Annotated in this window: 17 protein-coding genes; 2 read left to right on the forward strand and 15 right to left on the reverse strand. The window is 40.9% G+C overall.

What is annotated here, in order from left to right:
• Nucleotides 1-89: 89 nt before the first annotated feature.
• The 13 genes from ccpA to N1I87_RS13595 all read right to left on the reverse strand — a co-directional run bounded on the left by ccpA (nt 90) and on the right by N1I87_RS13595 (nt 14526).
• Nucleotides 90-1088, reverse strand: coding sequence for a catabolite control protein A (gene ccpA / locus N1I87_RS13535; RefSeq protein WP_003355677.1), 999 nt, complete (start codon nt 1086-1088; stop codon nt 90-92).
• Between the two features lie 444 nt (nt 1089-1532).
• Complete coding sequence (locus N1I87_RS13540) at nt 1533-2609, reverse strand: bifunctional 3-deoxy-7-phosphoheptulonate synthase/chorismate mutase (protein WP_327824315.1); 1077 nt, start codon at nt 2607-2609, stop codon at nt 1533-1535.
• 412 nt (nt 2610-3021) lie between these two features.
• On the reverse strand, nt 3022-3336 hold the full coding sequence (gene ytxJ / locus N1I87_RS13545) for a bacillithiol system redox-active protein YtxJ (RefSeq protein ID WP_341102277.1): 315 nt from the start codon (nt 3334-3336) through the stop codon (nt 3022-3024).
• 172 nt (nt 3337-3508) lie between these two features.
• A complete protein-coding gene (locus N1I87_RS13550; RefSeq protein ID WP_048623845.1) occupies nt 3509-3988 on the reverse strand; it encodes a YtxH domain-containing protein in 480 nt (159 codons plus the stop codon).
• Between the two features lie 43 nt (nt 3989-4031).
• Nucleotides 4032-4514 (reverse strand): DUF948 domain-containing protein, encoded by a 483-nt coding sequence (locus N1I87_RS13555; RefSeq protein ID WP_048623846.1) that lies wholly within the window; start codon nt 4512-4514, stop codon nt 4032-4034.
• Between the two features lie 779 nt (nt 4515-5293).
• The gene (gene fadH / locus N1I87_RS13560; protein ID WP_174521046.1) at nt 5294-6085 is read right to left on the reverse strand and encodes a 2,4-dienoyl-CoA reductase; all 792 of its coding nucleotides are present in this window, start codon (nt 6083-6085) and stop codon (nt 5294-5296) included.
• 206 nt (nt 6086-6291) lie between these two features.
• The gene (gene murC, locus N1I87_RS13565) at nt 6292-7605 is read right to left on the reverse strand and encodes a UDP-N-acetylmuramate--L-alanine ligase (RefSeq protein ID WP_270583294.1); all 1314 of its coding nucleotides are present in this window, start codon (nt 7603-7605) and stop codon (nt 6292-6294) included.
• Nucleotides 7606-7865: 260 nt separating this feature from the next.
• Nucleotides 7866-10325 (reverse strand): DNA translocase FtsK, encoded by a 2460-nt coding sequence (locus N1I87_RS13570; RefSeq protein ID WP_341102280.1) that lies wholly within the window; start codon nt 10323-10325, stop codon nt 7866-7868.
• A gap of 412 nt (nt 10326-10737) precedes the next feature.
• Nucleotides 10738-11343 carry a YtpR family tRNA-binding protein gene (gene ytpR, locus N1I87_RS13575; protein WP_327803744.1) on the reverse strand — a complete coding sequence of 202 codons (606 nt, stop codon included), beginning with the start codon at nt 11341-11343 and terminating at the stop codon, nt 10738-10740.
• Between the two features lie 18 nt (nt 11344-11361).
• Nucleotides 11362-12156 carry a DUF1444 domain-containing protein gene (locus N1I87_RS13580; RefSeq protein WP_341102283.1) on the reverse strand — a complete coding sequence of 265 codons (795 nt, stop codon included), beginning with the start codon at nt 12154-12156 and terminating at the stop codon, nt 11362-11364.
• Between the two features lie 26 nt (nt 12157-12182).
• Nucleotides 12183-12500: a thioredoxin family protein gene (locus tag N1I87_RS13585; RefSeq protein ID WP_003355690.1), complete on the reverse strand. Its 318-nt coding sequence runs from the start codon at nt 12498-12500 to the stop codon at nt 12183-12185.
• 315 nt (nt 12501-12815) lie between these two features.
• On the reverse strand, nt 12816-13337 hold the full coding sequence (locus tag N1I87_RS13590; protein ID WP_340396259.1) for a DUF84 family protein: 522 nt from the start codon (nt 13335-13337) through the stop codon (nt 12816-12818).
• 121 nt (nt 13338-13458) lie between these two features.
• Nucleotides 13459-14526 carry a M42 family metallopeptidase gene (locus N1I87_RS13595; RefSeq protein WP_048623850.1) on the reverse strand — a complete coding sequence of 356 codons (1068 nt, stop codon included), beginning with the start codon at nt 14524-14526 and terminating at the stop codon, nt 13459-13461.
• Between the two features lie 155 nt (nt 14527-14681).
• Between N1I87_RS13595 and N1I87_RS13600 the strand changes: the two genes are divergently transcribed.
• Nucleotides 14682-14996, forward strand: coding sequence for a PepSY domain-containing protein (locus N1I87_RS13600; RefSeq protein ID WP_040342037.1), 315 nt, complete (start codon nt 14682-14684; stop codon nt 14994-14996).
• A 127-nt stretch (nt 14997-15123) separates the two neighbouring features.
• On the opposite strand, the gene trmB is transcribed toward N1I87_RS13600, so the two are convergent.
• The gene (gene trmB / locus N1I87_RS13605) at nt 15124-15795 is read right to left on the reverse strand and encodes a tRNA (guanosine(46)-N7)-methyltransferase TrmB (RefSeq protein ID WP_048623851.1); all 672 of its coding nucleotides are present in this window, start codon (nt 15793-15795) and stop codon (nt 15124-15126) included.
• Nucleotides 15796-15907: 112 nt separating this feature from the next.
• Here trmB and N1I87_RS13610 point away from each other — a divergent pair, with 112 nt between their 5' ends.
• Nucleotides 15908-16186, forward strand: a complete 279-nt coding sequence (locus N1I87_RS13610; protein WP_003355696.1) for a YtzH-like family protein — start codon at nt 15908-15910, stop codon at nt 16184-16186.
• Between the two features lie 5 nt (nt 16187-16191).
• Here N1I87_RS13610 and N1I87_RS13615 read toward each other — a convergent pair whose 3' ends face one another.
• A complete protein-coding gene (locus tag N1I87_RS13615; protein WP_040342038.1) occupies nt 16192-16965 on the reverse strand; it encodes a phosphotransferase family protein in 774 nt (257 codons plus the stop codon).
• Between the last annotated feature and the right edge of the window lie 281 nt (nt 16966-17246).

Consider the following 17246-nt stretch of genomic DNA (forward strand, 5'->3'; position numbering starts at 1 on the left):
TTGAAAGAAGCAAGAGGAAATTATATTCCTAAATGCAATAGGTCCAACAATAACCAGCGACGGAGATCGTGGCTGGTTATTGTTGGACCTTATTTTGTAGAATTCCGTTTTTCAATTCGGTGTGGCAGTATAACAATATGGTCTTTCACTTCCTCTTTGTTCATATATTTTGTCAGCAGACGCATAGCAACAGCTCCTATGTCATAAAGCGGCTGTACGACAGCTGTTAATTTCGGTCGAACCATTACCGAGAGCTTTGTACTTTCGAAACTAACGATTTCCAGATCATCCGGAATATGAACACCGTCATCTTGCGCTCCATGAATAACGCCTAATGCCATTTCATCGTTGCTGACAAAAATAGCGGTCGGCTTTTCTGCATTTTCCCGAAATTTTCCCCAAGCTTCCATTCCGGAGTCATATGTGTAGTCCCCTTCAAATAGCCATTCTTCTTTCCAAGAAATACCGGCATCTTTCAAGGCCTCTTTATAACCTTCGAATATAAATTCCTTGCTGATGGTGTTGTTGAAAGGTGCAGCCACAAAACCGATACGTTTATGCCCTTTTTTCGTCAGCATTTCAACGGCTTCATAAGCGGCCCGTTTATAGTCGATATTAACAGAAGGGATTTGATTGGATTGTTCAACGGATCCCGCCAGAACGATCGGTACAGACGAACGTTCAAATTCCTTTACATGTTCTTCTGTGATGGTCCCGCTCATAAACACGATCCCATCCACTTGTTTGCCAAGCATCGTGTTTAAAAGACGAATCTCTTTCTCTTTATTTTGATCGGAATTGCTCAAAATAATGTTGTAATTATACATAGTAGCAATATCTTCAATTCCTCGGGCCAGTTCCGCATAAAAAATATGGGAAATGTCGGGAATGATCACACCGACTGTTGTCGTTTTTTTGCTGGCCAGCCCTCTAGCTACCGCATTCGGACGATAGCCCAATCTTTCGATCACTTCCAACACTTTTTTTCTTGTCGTTGGTTTCACGTTGGGATTTCCGTTCACCACCCTTGAAACCGTCGCCATGGAAACATTCGCTTCTCTTGCTACATCATATATCGTAACAGTCACTGCATTTCCCACTCCTTCATACTTTTCCTCTTATTTCTATTATATTAAAACCTAGGAAATAAAAAGCTTTTCTTGTAAAAAACTTTGTGAAATTGTTTACGAACTGGTCTCGTTCTCCTATAATACCTTAAATTCCTCTCATTATGCAATGAAAAGTAAAGCGATTTTTCCGCAAAGTCCATTCAAGAAACTCTTATCGCTATAGTTGAATGCATGATCCCGACAATCATCCAGCCTTTCCTCTCTATTGTTTTGTAATATCTCCATTTCATCTTCATTATAGCCTTTTCTTTTCTCCCTTTCTTATTATTTTTCCAAAACGACATATTCTAATAAAAAAGTCTGATTCAACATGGTATGTCCTACCAGTTGAATCAGACTGCTGTACGCTTATTCTAGTCTAAGTGCCATCGTTTTCCTCTGCGAATAAGAAAGGTCTACTTTCTATGCTTTGACAGGAACGGCTTTTAAAATTTCATTGTAAAATTCGTCGAATTGTTTTAAATCCATTTGTTGAGCGGAATCAGACAACGCCACTGCCGGATCTGGATGAACTTCCGCCATCACACCGTCTGCTCCAATGGCTAAAGCTGCTTTTGCAGCCGGAAGCAAGAGGTCGCGCCGGCCCGTAGAATGAGTTACGTCTACAAAGACTGGCAAGTGCGTTTCTTGTTTTAATATTGGCACTGCCGTAATATCTAACGTATTGCGAGTCGCTCTTTCATAAGTGCGAATTCCGCGTTCACAGAGTATAATTTGTTCGTTTCCTCTTGACATTATATATTCTGCTGCATACATGAACTCTTGCAAAGTAGCGGAAAGCCCGCGTTTTAGCAGAACCGGTTTTTTCACAGAGCCTGCCGCTTTCAAAAGTTCAAAGTTTTGCATATTGCGGGCTCCGATTTGAATAACGTCCACGTAATCTAGCGCCATTTCAATATGAGCCGGATTGACGATTTCTGTGACGACCGCCAGTTGAAATTCGTCCGCGATTTGCTTTAATATTTTTAATCCATCTAACCCAAGTCCTTGGAAATCATATGGAGAAGTGCGTGGTTTAAACGCCCCTCCACGAATAAGCTTTAATCCTTTGTTCTTAATGGATTGAGCCACTTCCGCTACTTGCTCATACGATTCAACGGCACATGGACCGAATACAAACGTTGGCTGCCCTGCGCCTACTAATTCACCGTTAATTTCAATAACCGTATCTTCCGGTTTTTTCTTGCGTGAAACAAGCAAAGCTTTCCGATGATCATCTTCCTGCAGTTCCAAGCTCGCTTTAAAAATTTCTTTAAAAATATGCTCGATAGTAGAGTTTTCAAACGGTCCGTCATTTCGCTCAATAATCGTGTTCAACATTTTTCTTTCGCGAACCGGATCGTATTTGTTCACCCCTTGCGGCAATTTCGCACGTCCAATTTCTTGAACAATTTTGGCACGTTCATTAATCAATTCGAGCAATTTTAAATTAATTTCATCCACTCTTTGTCTTAATTGTTCGAGCTCTTGATTTCCCACGACCTTCAATCCCTTCTCAATTTGCTGAATATTTTTCAGTTTATGATGACACCTAGCAAAAGTGAATTCCCAGCCCTTCACTGGTATAAGTTTTATCACCGGCGATAATTTAGTGATAATTATAAATCATATATTTTAAATTGTCACGAAAAATTTGCTTCAACAATTAAACGCTTTTAAGCGATAAAGTATTCTGTATAAAAACTGGATAATACGCCTTTTTTGATAAAAATATTTAACCGTTAGAGATAAACTACGATTAGCGGCAGCTTCAAAATCTCTTACGGTTCAAAACGAAGCTGGACACCCCGCCGCTAACGGCAGAAATGCCGGTTTTATTTATGAATATTATGAAAATAACGGCCAGCATGCTACTGACCGCAGCAAAAACAGACTGGAAATTCCACTGAATCTAAATTTTTGCCAATGTGTCAGCCGTGATTTGGTAGTGAGAATCATACCATGCCGGACGCTGATTAATGAAAAGGAAGGCTTGTGGCGACTCGTGTTGGATTCCAAATTTTCGAGCGATGTAATTGGATAGCTCCCGGGATTCTTGGACAGCTAAAAAATACCCCTTTTCTCTTGGATGTTCGCGCAAAAATTGGTCCATTTCTCGATAAGCATGAGCACTTATGGGACACGTCAGACTATGCTTTAAAAAGAACACGCGTGGTTCCCTTGTCAGCAATTGTTCAAACTGTTCAATGGTTACTATTTTATTCATAATCATCACCTTTGCAATCGTTATTGGAGGGCAGCCAGCCTTTTTATACAAAGAAAGCCGATCACATGAATTTTAAATACCGTCATCACTTGATAGACTCATATAACAAAAAACTAGTTTGACAAAAAAAGAGGGTGAAAACATCATACCATTTCACCGCTCCCACATCAAATTAATCGTTTTTATTAACCGATTTTTCAGTTTTTTCAAACGCCTGTTTCGTTTCTTCCAGTTTTTTGCTTACTTCGTCTAAAGTTTGGCCATTCTGTGATTGAAATCGTTGGCTCACTTTATCTGCCATCTGAATCGTTTTTTCTTTCGCATTGGATGTGATCGTTTGAATTTTGCCTGCCATTTCACCGGATTTTGATTGCACCGTTTTGGATAAATGTTCCGCCTTATCTTTTGTAGCTGAAGCTAATTCACTACTTTTTTCTTTTGCTGAACATGTCCATTGAATTCCTTTTTCTTTGGCTAATTCTACCCAACTAGACGCTTTTTCTTTAAAAACATCTGCTTGTCCGGTTAAATTCCTTCTTAATTCTCTTCCGGATTTGGGGGCGAGAATCAAGGCGGCTGCAGCTCCAATGACTCCTCCGACAAATGCACCGGCTAAAAATCCGCATGAGTTTCTTTTTTCTTTATTTTCCACATTCCTCACTCCTTTTCATATTGCAGGATGGAAAAAGCGGGCATTAATTTCTAGCCCTCTCTATCGAACCGCGGCTTTCAGATACGGTGTTATTCTGTGTTTGGGCAGCCGGCGACTCTTCTTTACGCTTCCATTTATCCAATACTTGTTTGACGACTTGACTCCATTGGACCGCCTGTGAAATTTTATTCTGATTCTTTTCTAATTGCGACCCTACCGTCGTTGTGATTTTTTTCAAAGATTGATTGAACGTCTCAATCGAACTGCCAATGCCTTTCACTGCGTAAACGACCGAATTCAGTTCTTTCGTTTTTTCCCCAATATTCTCAGCCAACTCATTTGTTTTATGTAAAAGTTCAGCCGTTTCTTGGGTGACTCCTTTCAACTGGCTTTCCAAGCCGTCCAACATTTTTGATACACTGTTTAAAGTACTGTCAACCGACCTTAATGTTCTGGAAACACTAAGAGCTAAAATAAGAAATGCAACAGCGATCACCGCCACACTTACGTACAAAATGACAATCACTTTAAACACCTCCTCAACTTATTCTTCATTGAATTTCGGCGAAAAAAATGAAACTTCTAAAATATTCTTCTTTTTCGCGAACCCTCCATAAATTTTACTATTTCTTTTAGGGAGGCGTCAATTTCATCATCAAGATTCGCTATAATCTGATGACCATTCTATTTTATGGATTTTATGAGACTATAAAGTAGAGTCGAGCCTTATCCAATGAATAAATCGAGGAGTTTTTCCAATGTTGCATCCACCTATATCAAGCTGCAGCGTAAGTGTGGCCGGAACTTTTAACAGATTATTACGAAACCGATGTTTTTAAACAAACGGACTCATCGTTTTTTAGAAGAATGAAGAAAAATATACAGATGGCAACAAAAGGGATATGCACTGGAGAAACATACAAGTCCATATCATACTGCATTTCGAAGAGGATATTTGCCACATCATTCAATGAAACATGATAAAAAAAGGAAAATAGAAGTTTTCAAAACGGAAAACGATTTCTTTTTATGTTTGAACAGGCTTCAATTCCAGGACTGACAAGAATAAAAACGTATCTTTTTGAGAGAAATAAATGTTCAAAATACCTTTTTAAAAGGCGCCGGCTTCCTTCGGCACCTATACTACAAACAATTCTCCTATCAGCGGTCGAAAAACGGTGTGATAGAATTTCAATTTACATGGTCTATAATAGAGTACCGGCCAACCCCTGCGCGGGAAAGTCCCTTGCTTTTTCTTGTCAAAATTCTTACGAAAGTCTTCTTGCTTTTCTAAAAACATTCAAGCTAATTTGACTCGTCAAATAAAAACACCGGCTGCTTCAACCACTGGCCCCCGTCTAAAGATATGCATTCTCCATTTAAATAAGAAGCTTTGTCTGAAACCATAAAAGCAGCCAAAGCAGCGATTTCTTCCGGCGTTCCTAATCGTTTCAACGGCACGCTGTCGATAACCTTTCTTTCCGTCTCCTCAGAATCCAACAGCTTGTCTGCTCCTCCTGTTCGTTCAATAGGACCGGGAGCTATGGCATTTACCCGAATGCCGTATTTGGTGCCCCACTCTACCGCAAGCGTTCTAGTGAGCGAGAGAACCCCGGCCTTCGCCGCAGCGGAATGAACCACCCCTGGACCTGCCTGCCAAGCGTAATTCGCAACCATATTCAGAACATTACCTTTGCTGTTCGTTTCGATCCAATATTTCCCTACCGCTCTTGTACAATAAAAGGTTCCATTTAAGACAATATCCACCACCGCTTTCCAGCCATTGACGGATAATTTTTCTGCCGGACAAATGAAATTTCCTGCGGCATTGTTCACTAAAACATCAATTCTTCCAAACTTTTGATCCGTTTCTCGGACCATTTTATCTACATCATCCGGATTTCTGACATCCATGGCAATCGTCAATATCTCACTATTTCCCTGTGATTCTATCTCTTTTTTTGCCTGCTCCAGCCTTTCAACATTTCTTCCTGTAATAACGACTTTCGCTCCTTCTTGAAAAAAATGTTTCGCCATATATTTTCCCATCCCATTTGATCCGCCTGTTATGATCACAACACGATCTTTCAACTCTATCCCCCCTTGTTTAAATAGAAAGAATAATCAGATAATTTTTATTTTACCATACTTTAAAATGAACTGAAAGGCCGATCATCTAAAAAAAGAGCAGACTTAAAGCCTGCCGCCTCCTAACGCCATCCCAGCGTGGAGAAAAGGCCGGGCTCTAAGTCAGCTCTAAAACATTCAGACTTCCTAATCGATGACTATCATGACATCATTGTCTATTTTTTCAAAGTGTTGCTTAGCAGCTTTTCATAGGCAAGCTGGAATTTTTGAATATCTCCCGCTCCCATAAAGATGAGAACCGCATTTTCATGCTTTAAGAGCGGAGACGTGTCTTCTTCTTCAATAATTTGCGCTCCTGAAATCCGCTCTTGAAGATCTTTTACAGACAGTTTGCCATGGTTTTCACGCGCTGAACCGAAAATTTCGCATAAATAAACAGAATCAGCTTCATTAAGGCTTTGAGCAAAATCATTTAAGAAGGCCTGAGTTCTTGAAAACGTATGAGGCTGAAAAATGGCCACAATTTCCCGATCAGGATATTTTTGACGTGCAGCATGAATCGTTGCCTTGATTTCCGTTGGATGGTGTGCATAGTCATCAATAATGATTTGCGTTCCCATTTTTTTCTCGGTGAATCTTCTTTTGACCCCTTCAAAAGTAAGAAGCCGTTCTTTGACGATTTCCGTATCAATATTTTCATATTGGCAAACAGCTATTACTCCTAGAGCATTTAAAACGTTATGGTCGCCAAACAAGGGAATTTCAAAAGAGCCATAAAACGTATTTCTAACAAATACATCAAATGTCGTACCATTATTTGTATGCTTAATATTTCGAGCTTGGAAGTCGTTCTCTTCGCCAAAGCCATAATACACAACGGGAACTTTCGCTTGAATTTTTTGTAACAGTTCATCATCACCGTAAGCAAAAATGGCTTTATTCACTTGCATCGCCATTTGCTGGAAGGCAGAAAAAACATCATCGATATTCGCAAAATAATCAGGATGGTCAAAATCGATATTGGTCATAATGGCGTAGTCGGGATAATAGGATAAGAAATGGCGCCGATACTCACAAGCTTCAAAAACAAAATATTCGGCGTCCTTAACGCCTTTCCCAGTACCATCACCGATTAAATAAGAAGTAGGTTTTGCCCCGCCAATGACATGCGCCATTAACCCTGTCGTCGATGTTTTCCCGTGAGCGCCTGCCACAGCAATGCTTGTAAACTTGCGGGCAAATTCCCCTAAAAATTTATGGTAACGGATTACCGGCAATCCAAGTTTTAACGCTTCTTGAATTTCTTCATGTGTGTCAGGAAATGCATTTCCTGCTATAACCGTTAAACCAGGTTTAATGTTGTCTTTACTGAAGGGATAAATCGGAATTCCGGCATCTTCCAGAGCTTTTTGAGTAAAAAAGTATTTTTCAATGTCAGAACCCTGCACCTTATAGCCCTTATCGAACAAAATTTGGGCGAGGGCGCTCATCCCCGATCCTTTAATTCCTACAAAGTGATATGTTGTCATAACAGACCCTCCAACAATCGTCTATCAATAAGCATTATATGTAATTTTGGTTCCCTTTGCTCAAAATGGATAATGAGCTTTTCATATTGAAACATTATAGCACTTTTTCAGGCTCGTGACTATTAATAGGATTTTTCCTTTTTTCTTGTCTTTGTTTCAATCCATTTTCACGACCTTAATTTTCAAAAAGAATGTTTCATGGCTCATTCAAGATTTAAAATCATCGCAAATGAGCCGCTTTTTTATTTTGAAAGCACGCATTAGAATTGGCTGGATTCCTTTAAATCCTCAAAATCTTCTTCCGTGATTAAAACGTCTCTGGGCTTGCCGGGTTTTTGTTCCGAAATGATTCCTTGTTCTTCCATCATTTCAATCAACCGAGCCGCGCGATTATAACCGATCCGAAAATGTCTTTGCAATAAAGAAGCGGAAGCACCGCCATGGCGAACGACAAACTCACAGGCCGGCTTAAACAAGTCATCTTCATCTTGCAGAAAGTTGGCTTTTTGAACAAGTTCTTCTTGAACAAACAAGTAATCGGATTCCCACTGTTCTTTCACGAAGGAAACCACTCTTTCGATTTCCCCATCAGAAACAAAGCTGCCTTGAAGCCGCACCGTCTTTGATGTTCCGTTGTCCAAAAATAACATATCGCCTTTTCCTAACAATTTTTCAGCTCCCCCGGTATCCAAAATCGTTCGTGAATCCGCTTGAGAGGAAACGGAAAAGGCAATTCTAGTAGGAATATTGGCTTTAATTAACCCGGTGATCACATCGACGGACGGCCGCTGAGTGGCTACCAATAAGTGGATGCCACATGCCCGCGCTTTTTGGGCAATTCGGCAAATCGCTTCCTCGACATCAGCGGGAGACATCATCATTAAATCAGCCAGTTCATCAATCACAATGACGATATAAGGCATACGCTTTTCTTTTGCTTCCAACGCTTTTTGATTGAACCGTTCAATATTTCGAACACCAGCATGAGCAAATAATTCATACCGCCTTTCCATTTCATCCACCGCCCATTTTAACGCCTGGGTAGCTGCTTTTACATCCGTAATAACCGGGCTGACCAAATGTCCAATGCCGTTGTACGGCGCGAGTTCAACCATTTTCGGATCAATCAATAGCAGTTTCAATTCTTCAGGAGTCGTTTTATACAAAAGGCTGATCAATATGGAATTGATGCAGACGCTTTTTCCAGAGCCGGTTGCGCCGGCGATCAATCCATGGGGCATTTTCTTTAAATCAGCCACAACCGCTTGGCCGGAAATATCCAGTCCCATCGCAATCGTGAGAGGAGATTGGCTGTTTTGGAATGAAGTGCTCATAATAATTTCGCTTAAGTATACGGGTCGGCTTTCTTTATTCGGAACCTCAATTCCGATTGTATGTTTTCCCGGGATAGGCGCCTCTATCCGAATATCTTTGGCCGCCAAGCTCAACTTAATATCATCCGACAAGTTCGTAATTTTATTCACTTTCACCCCTGGTTCAGGCTGTACTTCAAATCTGGTGACAGACGGTCCTTCCGTGACATTCACCACCTTAGCGCGTACACGGAAGTTTTTCAGCGTATCGTTTAATAATTGAATTTGCTGTTGTATCCATGCTTCATTCGTTTTTTTTTCAGCCGGCGGAGTCAAAAAACGGATATCGGGCAGCTGATGGTCAGTTTCTTTTTCGATGTTCTCCTCCGCTTGTCCCTTTTCCACTTTATGGATATGAGGAGCCATGTCCGGCTGTTTCCGATTGTTCGCGATATTTTTCTTCTCTAAATTCCGTTTGTCCTGCTTAAGCATTAGCACATTAAAGGGGAGATGCGGGCGTGATTTATTCGATTTGTCTGCGTCTGCCCTTTCAGAAACAGTTTCCGATCGCTGTTCTTGATTCGAATCCTCACTAATGTCCAATTCCCGAACAACAGATTTCTGTTCCTCGACTGGTTCCATTTTTCTTACATTTTCATATTCTTCTGTTACCGCTTCTTCTACCGTAGGAAAATCGTTTTCTTGTGATGATTGTTTTGTTGATAATGGGGAGTCTTCCAAATGAGAAAATTCATTGGAAGCCGCTTCGTCTTTCAGATGATTCTCTTCAAGGATTACCTGTTCTTTTTCTGCCGCCACCTGTTCTTTTCCAGAAGGTTCGGCCTGTTTTTCTTCGTTTTTAAACGAAACAGCCAAAGTCTGATTTCGTTCTTTCTGCTCTTCAAAATTCTCATTCTTTCTTTTTAGCGTCTCTGTGTGACCTGACACTTCTCCTTCCACAAAAGAATTTTTCAACTCGTACTCTACAACTTCGCTTTGGCTTGCTTCTGACGGACGTTTATACCCGTAAATGGGAGACGGAATATTCGTTGGTCGAAAAGGACGGTTGCCTTTCCGTTCGCTCGACACATGATAAGAAGCACTCTTTAAGTTTTCCGTTGTTGGTTTTGGTTCCAGTTTGATCGGCTCATTCCTCCGATGCCGATTATGTCGTTCAAGCGTTTTTCTTTCTGTTTTTTCCGACGCAGCAGGCAAAGATAGGGGTTTTTGCGGATAATGGTAAGCAATTCTCGTTTTCAATTCCCGCACCGGCTTTGTTGGATTTTTTTTCAGATTGTCTGTTCGTTCCTTTGGTACCTGCCGCGGTACATGCGGAGAATCGCTCTCTTCAATTTCTACTACTTCTTCATCTATAAAAAGTTTCATAAATCGTTTCAGCCAGCTCAAAGTTTACCACTCTTTCTTTATTTAAGAATCATTTCTATTTTAACAGTTAAATAGAAAAATTCGAGAGGAAAATAGGCTGAAAATGCAAGAACAACAAATATTCTTAAGCCTCTTTTCATCGATGAAGGCTTTGGGCTTTTCTCCCTAAGGGAATGGCAAACCAGCCAGAACAGACTCCACCTAGATCTTTCTATACTGAAAATCTCGGAAAATCATTTTTGCAGAAATACCATCCAATCTTTACTCGCTGCTCACTTTTCAACCGATCCTTTCAATATCCACAACAAGAAATCCATTGAAACGAATAAAGGGTCCGATCCTTCTACAACCATTAATAGGATACAATCATCTTCCTATAAAGGTTGAAAGAACCAAACCCTTGTTCACATCTTTATTCACTGGCCATTATCCATTAAAAGGAAAACGGCTGGCCGACTTCATATTCATCTGATAAAACTAAAATTCCTTTTTCTTTAGGAGCATTCGGCAGCTCAAGCTCGCGAGCCGAACAGATCATGCCTTTCGAAGGAACTCCTCGCAGCTCCGCATCTTTTATAACCATTCCGCTTGGCATGACAGCGCCGATCTTGGCGACAACCACTTTTTGGCCCGCCTCCACATTAGGTGCTCCGCATACAATCTGCAATGTTTCATTTCCTACGTCGACTTGGCAGATGCTCAATTTATCTGCATTAGGATGCTTTTCCTTTTCTTTCACATATCCTACCACAAATTTAGGAGAAAAATCTCCTTCTAACGTTTCATCAAAACCGCACTCCTGCAAAATCCGGTTGATTTTGCCGAGAAGGTCTTCGTTCATGTCGACGGGGCCATTACCTTCAATTTCCAGGAATTTGGATATATGAAAAATATTATAACCAGCCGTTTCATTGGTTGGTTCATGATAAATTCTGGCCGCCTCTTTTCGCACGTCTACGGCAATTTCCTCTTGCGGAAAATCTTTGATCGATATTAGTAGAGTATCCCCTACACCTTTTCGATTATAAAATACGTTCACTTACAATCTTCCATCCCTTCATTTTCTTTTGTTTTTGGCTAAAATAAAAATCGGTTCCAACTTGCCATTTTCATACAAAAATGACAAAGCCGTAATCGGTATCCGTCCGTTGGCAAAAAAGCTCATCGTCATATTGGCCAATATGTCATATCCGGTTTCATTGCGGATATCCCCGATGATCAGCACATCTGCATGAGGCACGGAGACAGTCATCACACCTTCGACTTTCTCCTCCATCTCAGAAAGCCATTTTTCGTTTAAAATTCGGCTTGAATCATACCCGTCATTTGTATTTAAAAAATAAAAAACATTATCCTCTACCTCATCTTTTTTAACGGAAGTAGAAAGGGAGCGGGCGTTGAATTTCGCCGTCTCTCTCACTCTTCTGGCATCCCAGTTTTCCTTTTCCAACAGTTCCTTATCAATCAACCGATAAGTAGTCCCCATATCAAGGGCATAATATATTCTTGTTTCGGCCGTATGATCATCATACAAAAAAGGTACGCCTTCTTTCGCTTCCTTTGGAAAAGATGTGGAGCGAATAACCGGATAAATGTACTTTTCTCTTTCCGATAAGCTTGGTTCTTTTCCCATGACAGCCAGCGCTTCATTGACATAGTAAACAACCTCATCGATTGCTTTCTCTTTCATTGTTTCCCATCTGCCTAGAATGGGAGGGAGTGAAACATTGACCCCTTTTCTCGTTTCCTTGTCCTCGATTCGTAAAACATCTTTTTCCCGATCAAATGTAAAAAGGCGGTTTTCTGATTTTAATCGTTTTTCCAATTCCTTTCGCAGCGCTTTACTGTCCAATGAATTTTCCTCCTGTCCAAAGGAACTTATTTTTGGAGGCTGTCAATAAACTGATCCACTTCTTCTTTTGTTTTACGGTCTCTGCTGACAAACCTTCCAAGCTCTTTTCCGTCTTCATAAGCAATAAAACTAGGAATTCCAAAAACGTCTAATTGTTGGCAAAGGTCGATATATTCATCCCGGTCAATATGGACAAACGTATAATCCGGGTGCTCTGCTTCAATTTGAGGAAGAAAAGGTTCCAAAAAGCGGCAATCTCCGCACCATTCTGCTGAAAAAAGAAAAATGTGTTTCCCGTTATTTTTAAGTTCTTCAAATTGTTCTATTGATTTTAATTCTTGCATCGTTTATTCCTCCTGACCATTCTCATTTAATAAATATTGGAAATCGAATCCTTTAAAAACACACAGAGAAAGATACATCCTAATCTATCATAAGATTATCATAAACTGGCCAATAAAATGAAGAATAGCGCTCACCATGCCGCAAAAAACTTCATTCGTTTTTTTTAAGCCACCGAGCGCTTTGTTCTGATCGACAAGCAAAGATCCCTTTTGCTTGAATTTGGAAACCTGTCAAGAGTTAACCTAAAAAACAAAAATTTATTTCAACAAACAAGCCGGGGGCTTCAATGGCTATATCCTTATAAGAATAAGATCTTACCTTTCATTCTTTCGGTACAGCCATTGTCCGAGGAGCAGCTTCATCACATGGAAAAACATGTTTTTTCTTGTGACAAGCCCGTTAGTAAAAATGCCTACAGCTCCTTCTTTTTCACGGATTTGTTTTCTGCGGCAAAATTCATCCATCACCGGTCCCAACTCTTCCCCCGCTCTTAATCTTTCGGCAATCTCTTTTGGCAAGAGAATTCGGGCTCCTCCGGCAACAATAGGCTCTTTTCCTTTTTCCGACAGAGCTCCCCAGTTACAAAGCAAAAGACCTTGCGGCGTTTCCGTTACACCGCCTTCCAAACCGATTCCGACATCAGCATTTTCCGCCGACAATGCTCTTTCCGCTCGTTTGACGGCCCCTCTTATTGTTTCCTCATCCGAAAAAGGCTGATTGCTTACCCCCGATTCGACGTCAACCGAAAGTACTTCGGCACTCAATTGAACAAATTGGATTCCTTCTTTCACGGCAGCGATTTTTGCTGCATTTTTTGACCCCACCGCTATTTTCACGGATTGCCACTCCCTCTGTCTCAACCAAACCACTTTCTCTATAAATGAAAAACCTTTCCGTTCCGGCAGTCACATCTTTTAGAAAAATCCATTAACGGATGGAATGTCTTCCAATATTCCATTACCCGTTATTCCGAATGGCCTCAACCGTTGATTGATCACATGAACGAACTAGCTTAATCAATAATTCTTTAGCAGCTTGGTAATCATCTACATGAATCATCGAGGCATGCGTATGAATATAGCGGGAACAAATCCCGATCACCGCACTAGGGACGCCTTCATTGGACAAATGCACTCTTCCGGCATCCGTCCCTCCTTGTGAAACAAAAAACTGATAAGGAATTTGATTCGATTCTGCCGTATCGAGAACAAATTCTCTCATTCCTCTATGAGTTACCATCGTCCGGTCATAAATACGAATCAAAGCCCCTTGCCCCAATTGACCGAATTGATTTTTATCTCCGGACATATCATTGGCGGGACTTGCATCCAACGCAAAGAAAATATCCGGCTTAATCATATTGGCAGCTGTCTGCGCACCTCGAAGGCCGACTTCTTCTTGAACAGTCGCTCCAGAATAAAGCGTATTAGGAAGCGTTTCATCTTTTACTTCCTTCAACAATTCGATGGCAAGCCCACATCCATAGCGATTATCCCAAGCTTTGGCTAAAATTTTCTTTTGATTAGCCAATGGAGTAAACGGACAAATCGGCACGGCAAACTGCCCCGGTTTAATGCCAATCCGTTCCGCATCTTCGCGGTCGTCCGCTCCAATATCAATGAGCATATTTTTTATTTCCATCGGTTTTTTCCGCTGTTCTTCACTTAACAAATGGGGAGGAATGGATCCAATCACACCGATTACCGGTCCGTTCTCCGTTATAATTTGTACACGCTGCGCTAACAGAACTTGATTCCACCAGCCTCCCAGCGGCTGAAATCGGAGCATTCCGTTATCCGTAATCGAAGTAATCATAAATCCTACTTCATCCATATGACCAGCTACCATCACGACAGGTCCGTTTCCTTTTTTGACCCCAAAAATACTCCCTAGCCGATCTTGCACTACTTCATCAGCGTATTGAGAAAGCTGTTCCTTCATAAATGCACGTACAGCATGTTCATTTCCGGAAGCTCCCGGAAGTTCAGTTAATTGTCGAAACAATTCCAACGTTTCTTGATTCATGAGATCATGCTCCTTTTCGTTGTTGCAAAACTATGTACATTGTTATTTTACAAAACTTTGAAACCCTTTTCCAATTGAGCTCCCCTGCTTATGGCGAATTTTTCAAATTCATGTATACTGAAAATAGTAACTTTTTTGGGGGTGTGCTCATGAGAATTGGGTGGAAGTCTTTTACATTAGGTGCAGTCGCCGGTGCAGCAGGCGCGTTGTTTGCCCAAAAAGCGGTAACGTCCTCGCCTACCGTTGCAGCTGAAAAAGTCCTTGCCCGCGTCAAGGAAGCTTTTAACAAAGAAGGAATCATTGAAGGGTCATGGATTCAAATGAAACCGGAGCAATATCAAAAACTTGGAATTGACACAACTGTTTATAAAGGCGGAATTTCCAGAAGACGGGATGGCGAATTGGAGCAATATGAATTTATCGCCGATGCCAGCACCGGAACCATTATGGACGTCTATCGCCTTTCCTAATCGCTCGCCAACGGGTTCGGTCCGATCGTTCCCGTTGGCACTGACAAAACGCTTTCCCACTTCGAAAACGGACAGTTGATTTGTGGAAAAATCATCTCTTTTTTTTCGGTTTTGTTAAGGCCCCTTTTTAAAGCAAAACTTCATTCTCCTCTGCCTTTTTTGCCGGAAACTGCACTTCACAGCGATAAATTCTATTTCCTTTTTGCGAAAATTTTTCTTCATATTCGGTCATGACATTTTCTTGATAATCGCTGTTGTGAAGATCAAGACTCACATCCTTTAAAATAAGACCGTACTGCGAGAAGCTGACAAGCGAGTATTCAAACAATCCTTGATTATCCGTTTTCATATGGATCTCGCCGCCCTCCGCCAAAATTTCCTCATAGGCTTTCAAAAAATTTTTGTAAGTCAATCGCCGTTTTTCATGTCGTTTCTTTGGCCAAGGATCTGAGAAGTTCAAGTAAATTCTTTCGATTTCTCCATTGGCAAAAAAATCGGTTAAATGACCAGCGTTCACATTCAACAGCTTTACATTCGGCAATTCTGCCTCTATGACTTTGTCAAGCGCAGATACAATCACGCTTTCTTGCAGTTCAATTCCAATAAAATTGACATCAGGATGTAATCGAGCCATCCCCACAATAAACTGTCCTTTTCCTGTGCCAATTTCCAAATGGATCGCCTGATCATTTCCGAACATTTCCCGCCATTTTCCTTTTTGCTTTTCAGGTTCAGGAATCACATATTGTGGATATTGCCGAATTTTTTCTTTAGCCCAAGGTTTGTTTCGTAAACGCATTAAAAATCCCCCACTGTCTATTCGTTCATAATCTTCATGCATAAAAAAAAAAGAATTCCCGACACTAAAATAAGAGAATTCCTTATATGATGCGAAAGAAAGGATGAGTGCCATGCCTTTAACATGGAAGGATCAAGCACAATTATTAAGAGATATTTTAAGCGACCATCAACTGGATTGTTGCGGAACCGTCTCCGAATGCGAACAGCTCGAAAGACTGGCAAAATCGTTGATGGCCAATGCAAACGTTGATCAAGGTGTCAAATCAACATTACAGGAAATTTATCAATACAGCCAAGATGGTCAATATACACAACATTTGGATGAGCACATCCAAGCCCATCAAAACCACTTATCTCAATGGGTCAGCGATATAGACCAATTGTCTTAACACGATCATAAGATGTTATGGAGAAAGGTAAGCCAGCGGTTCATTTCATGAAAACGGCTTTTATCTTTATGCCATTGAATAGATAATATGGTTTGCATCACCACATACCATTTCATCCGCAATTGAAGGTGAGTAGTCAGTTCCATTCCGTACAACCTAAGCCACTCTTCCCAATCATTTCCGGGGATATAACAATATAGAAGCATGCCCAAATCAATGGCCGGATCGCCTATAAGAGGGCGGTCCCAGTCAATCAAATACAAACGATTGCCTTCGGAAAGCAGCCAGTTGTTATGGTTGACATCTCCGTGGCAAACGGCATAATCGTCATAGCGAATGAACTTGACCTTTTTTTGCAGAAACTCAATGGCTTTTTGAATGGTAGGATGCTGCAGCAAATTCAAGTCAATTCCATCTTGGACTTCCAGCAACAGCTTTTCCGGCTGAACCGGGCGCTTTTCAAGTCGCTCCAGCATTGTCAAAAGCGGTTTAGATGTATGAATTTTTTTTAGTAATTTCGTCACCCTTCTGTCCACCATCTCATCAGGAGACAGTTCTCTGCCGTTCAGCCAATGCTGGGCGGTAATCACATCCCCGCTTTCTAACCTTTTCGTCCACACAAGTTTGGGAACGATTCCCTCAGCTGACAAAGCAGCAAGAAAAGGCGAAGAATTTCGCTTTAAAAAAAGCCTCTGTTCTTCATGCTTGGCAAAAAAAGCTTCGCCAGTAAGTCCTCCGGCGGGGATAATCTCCCATTCTTGATCAAACAAATGTTCCAATTTATTTAATTTTATTTTGGCAGCTTTGTCCATACGCTCTTTTCCCGATTGATTATCCATCTTATTGCGCAATCCGATTCTCCTATATTTTTAAGCTTTCCGTCCGATCGATCCAAACGGGCAAGCTACCACTGAATGAAATCATTCCAAGTAAAACGATCATACTCTATTCCATTCAGCTTTCCTTCAATTCAACATCCGCTTTTCAATTGAAACTACTTTTTAAATTTTATCTTCTTTCGAGTGTTTTCGTCAAGATGCCGTCCAAAACGACTTCAGCG

This window comes from Bacillus sp. FSL W8-0102, from assembly GCF_038007225.1.
Lineage (GTDB): Bacteria > Bacillota > Bacilli > Bacillales > DSM-4216 > Bacillus_O > Bacillus_O smithii.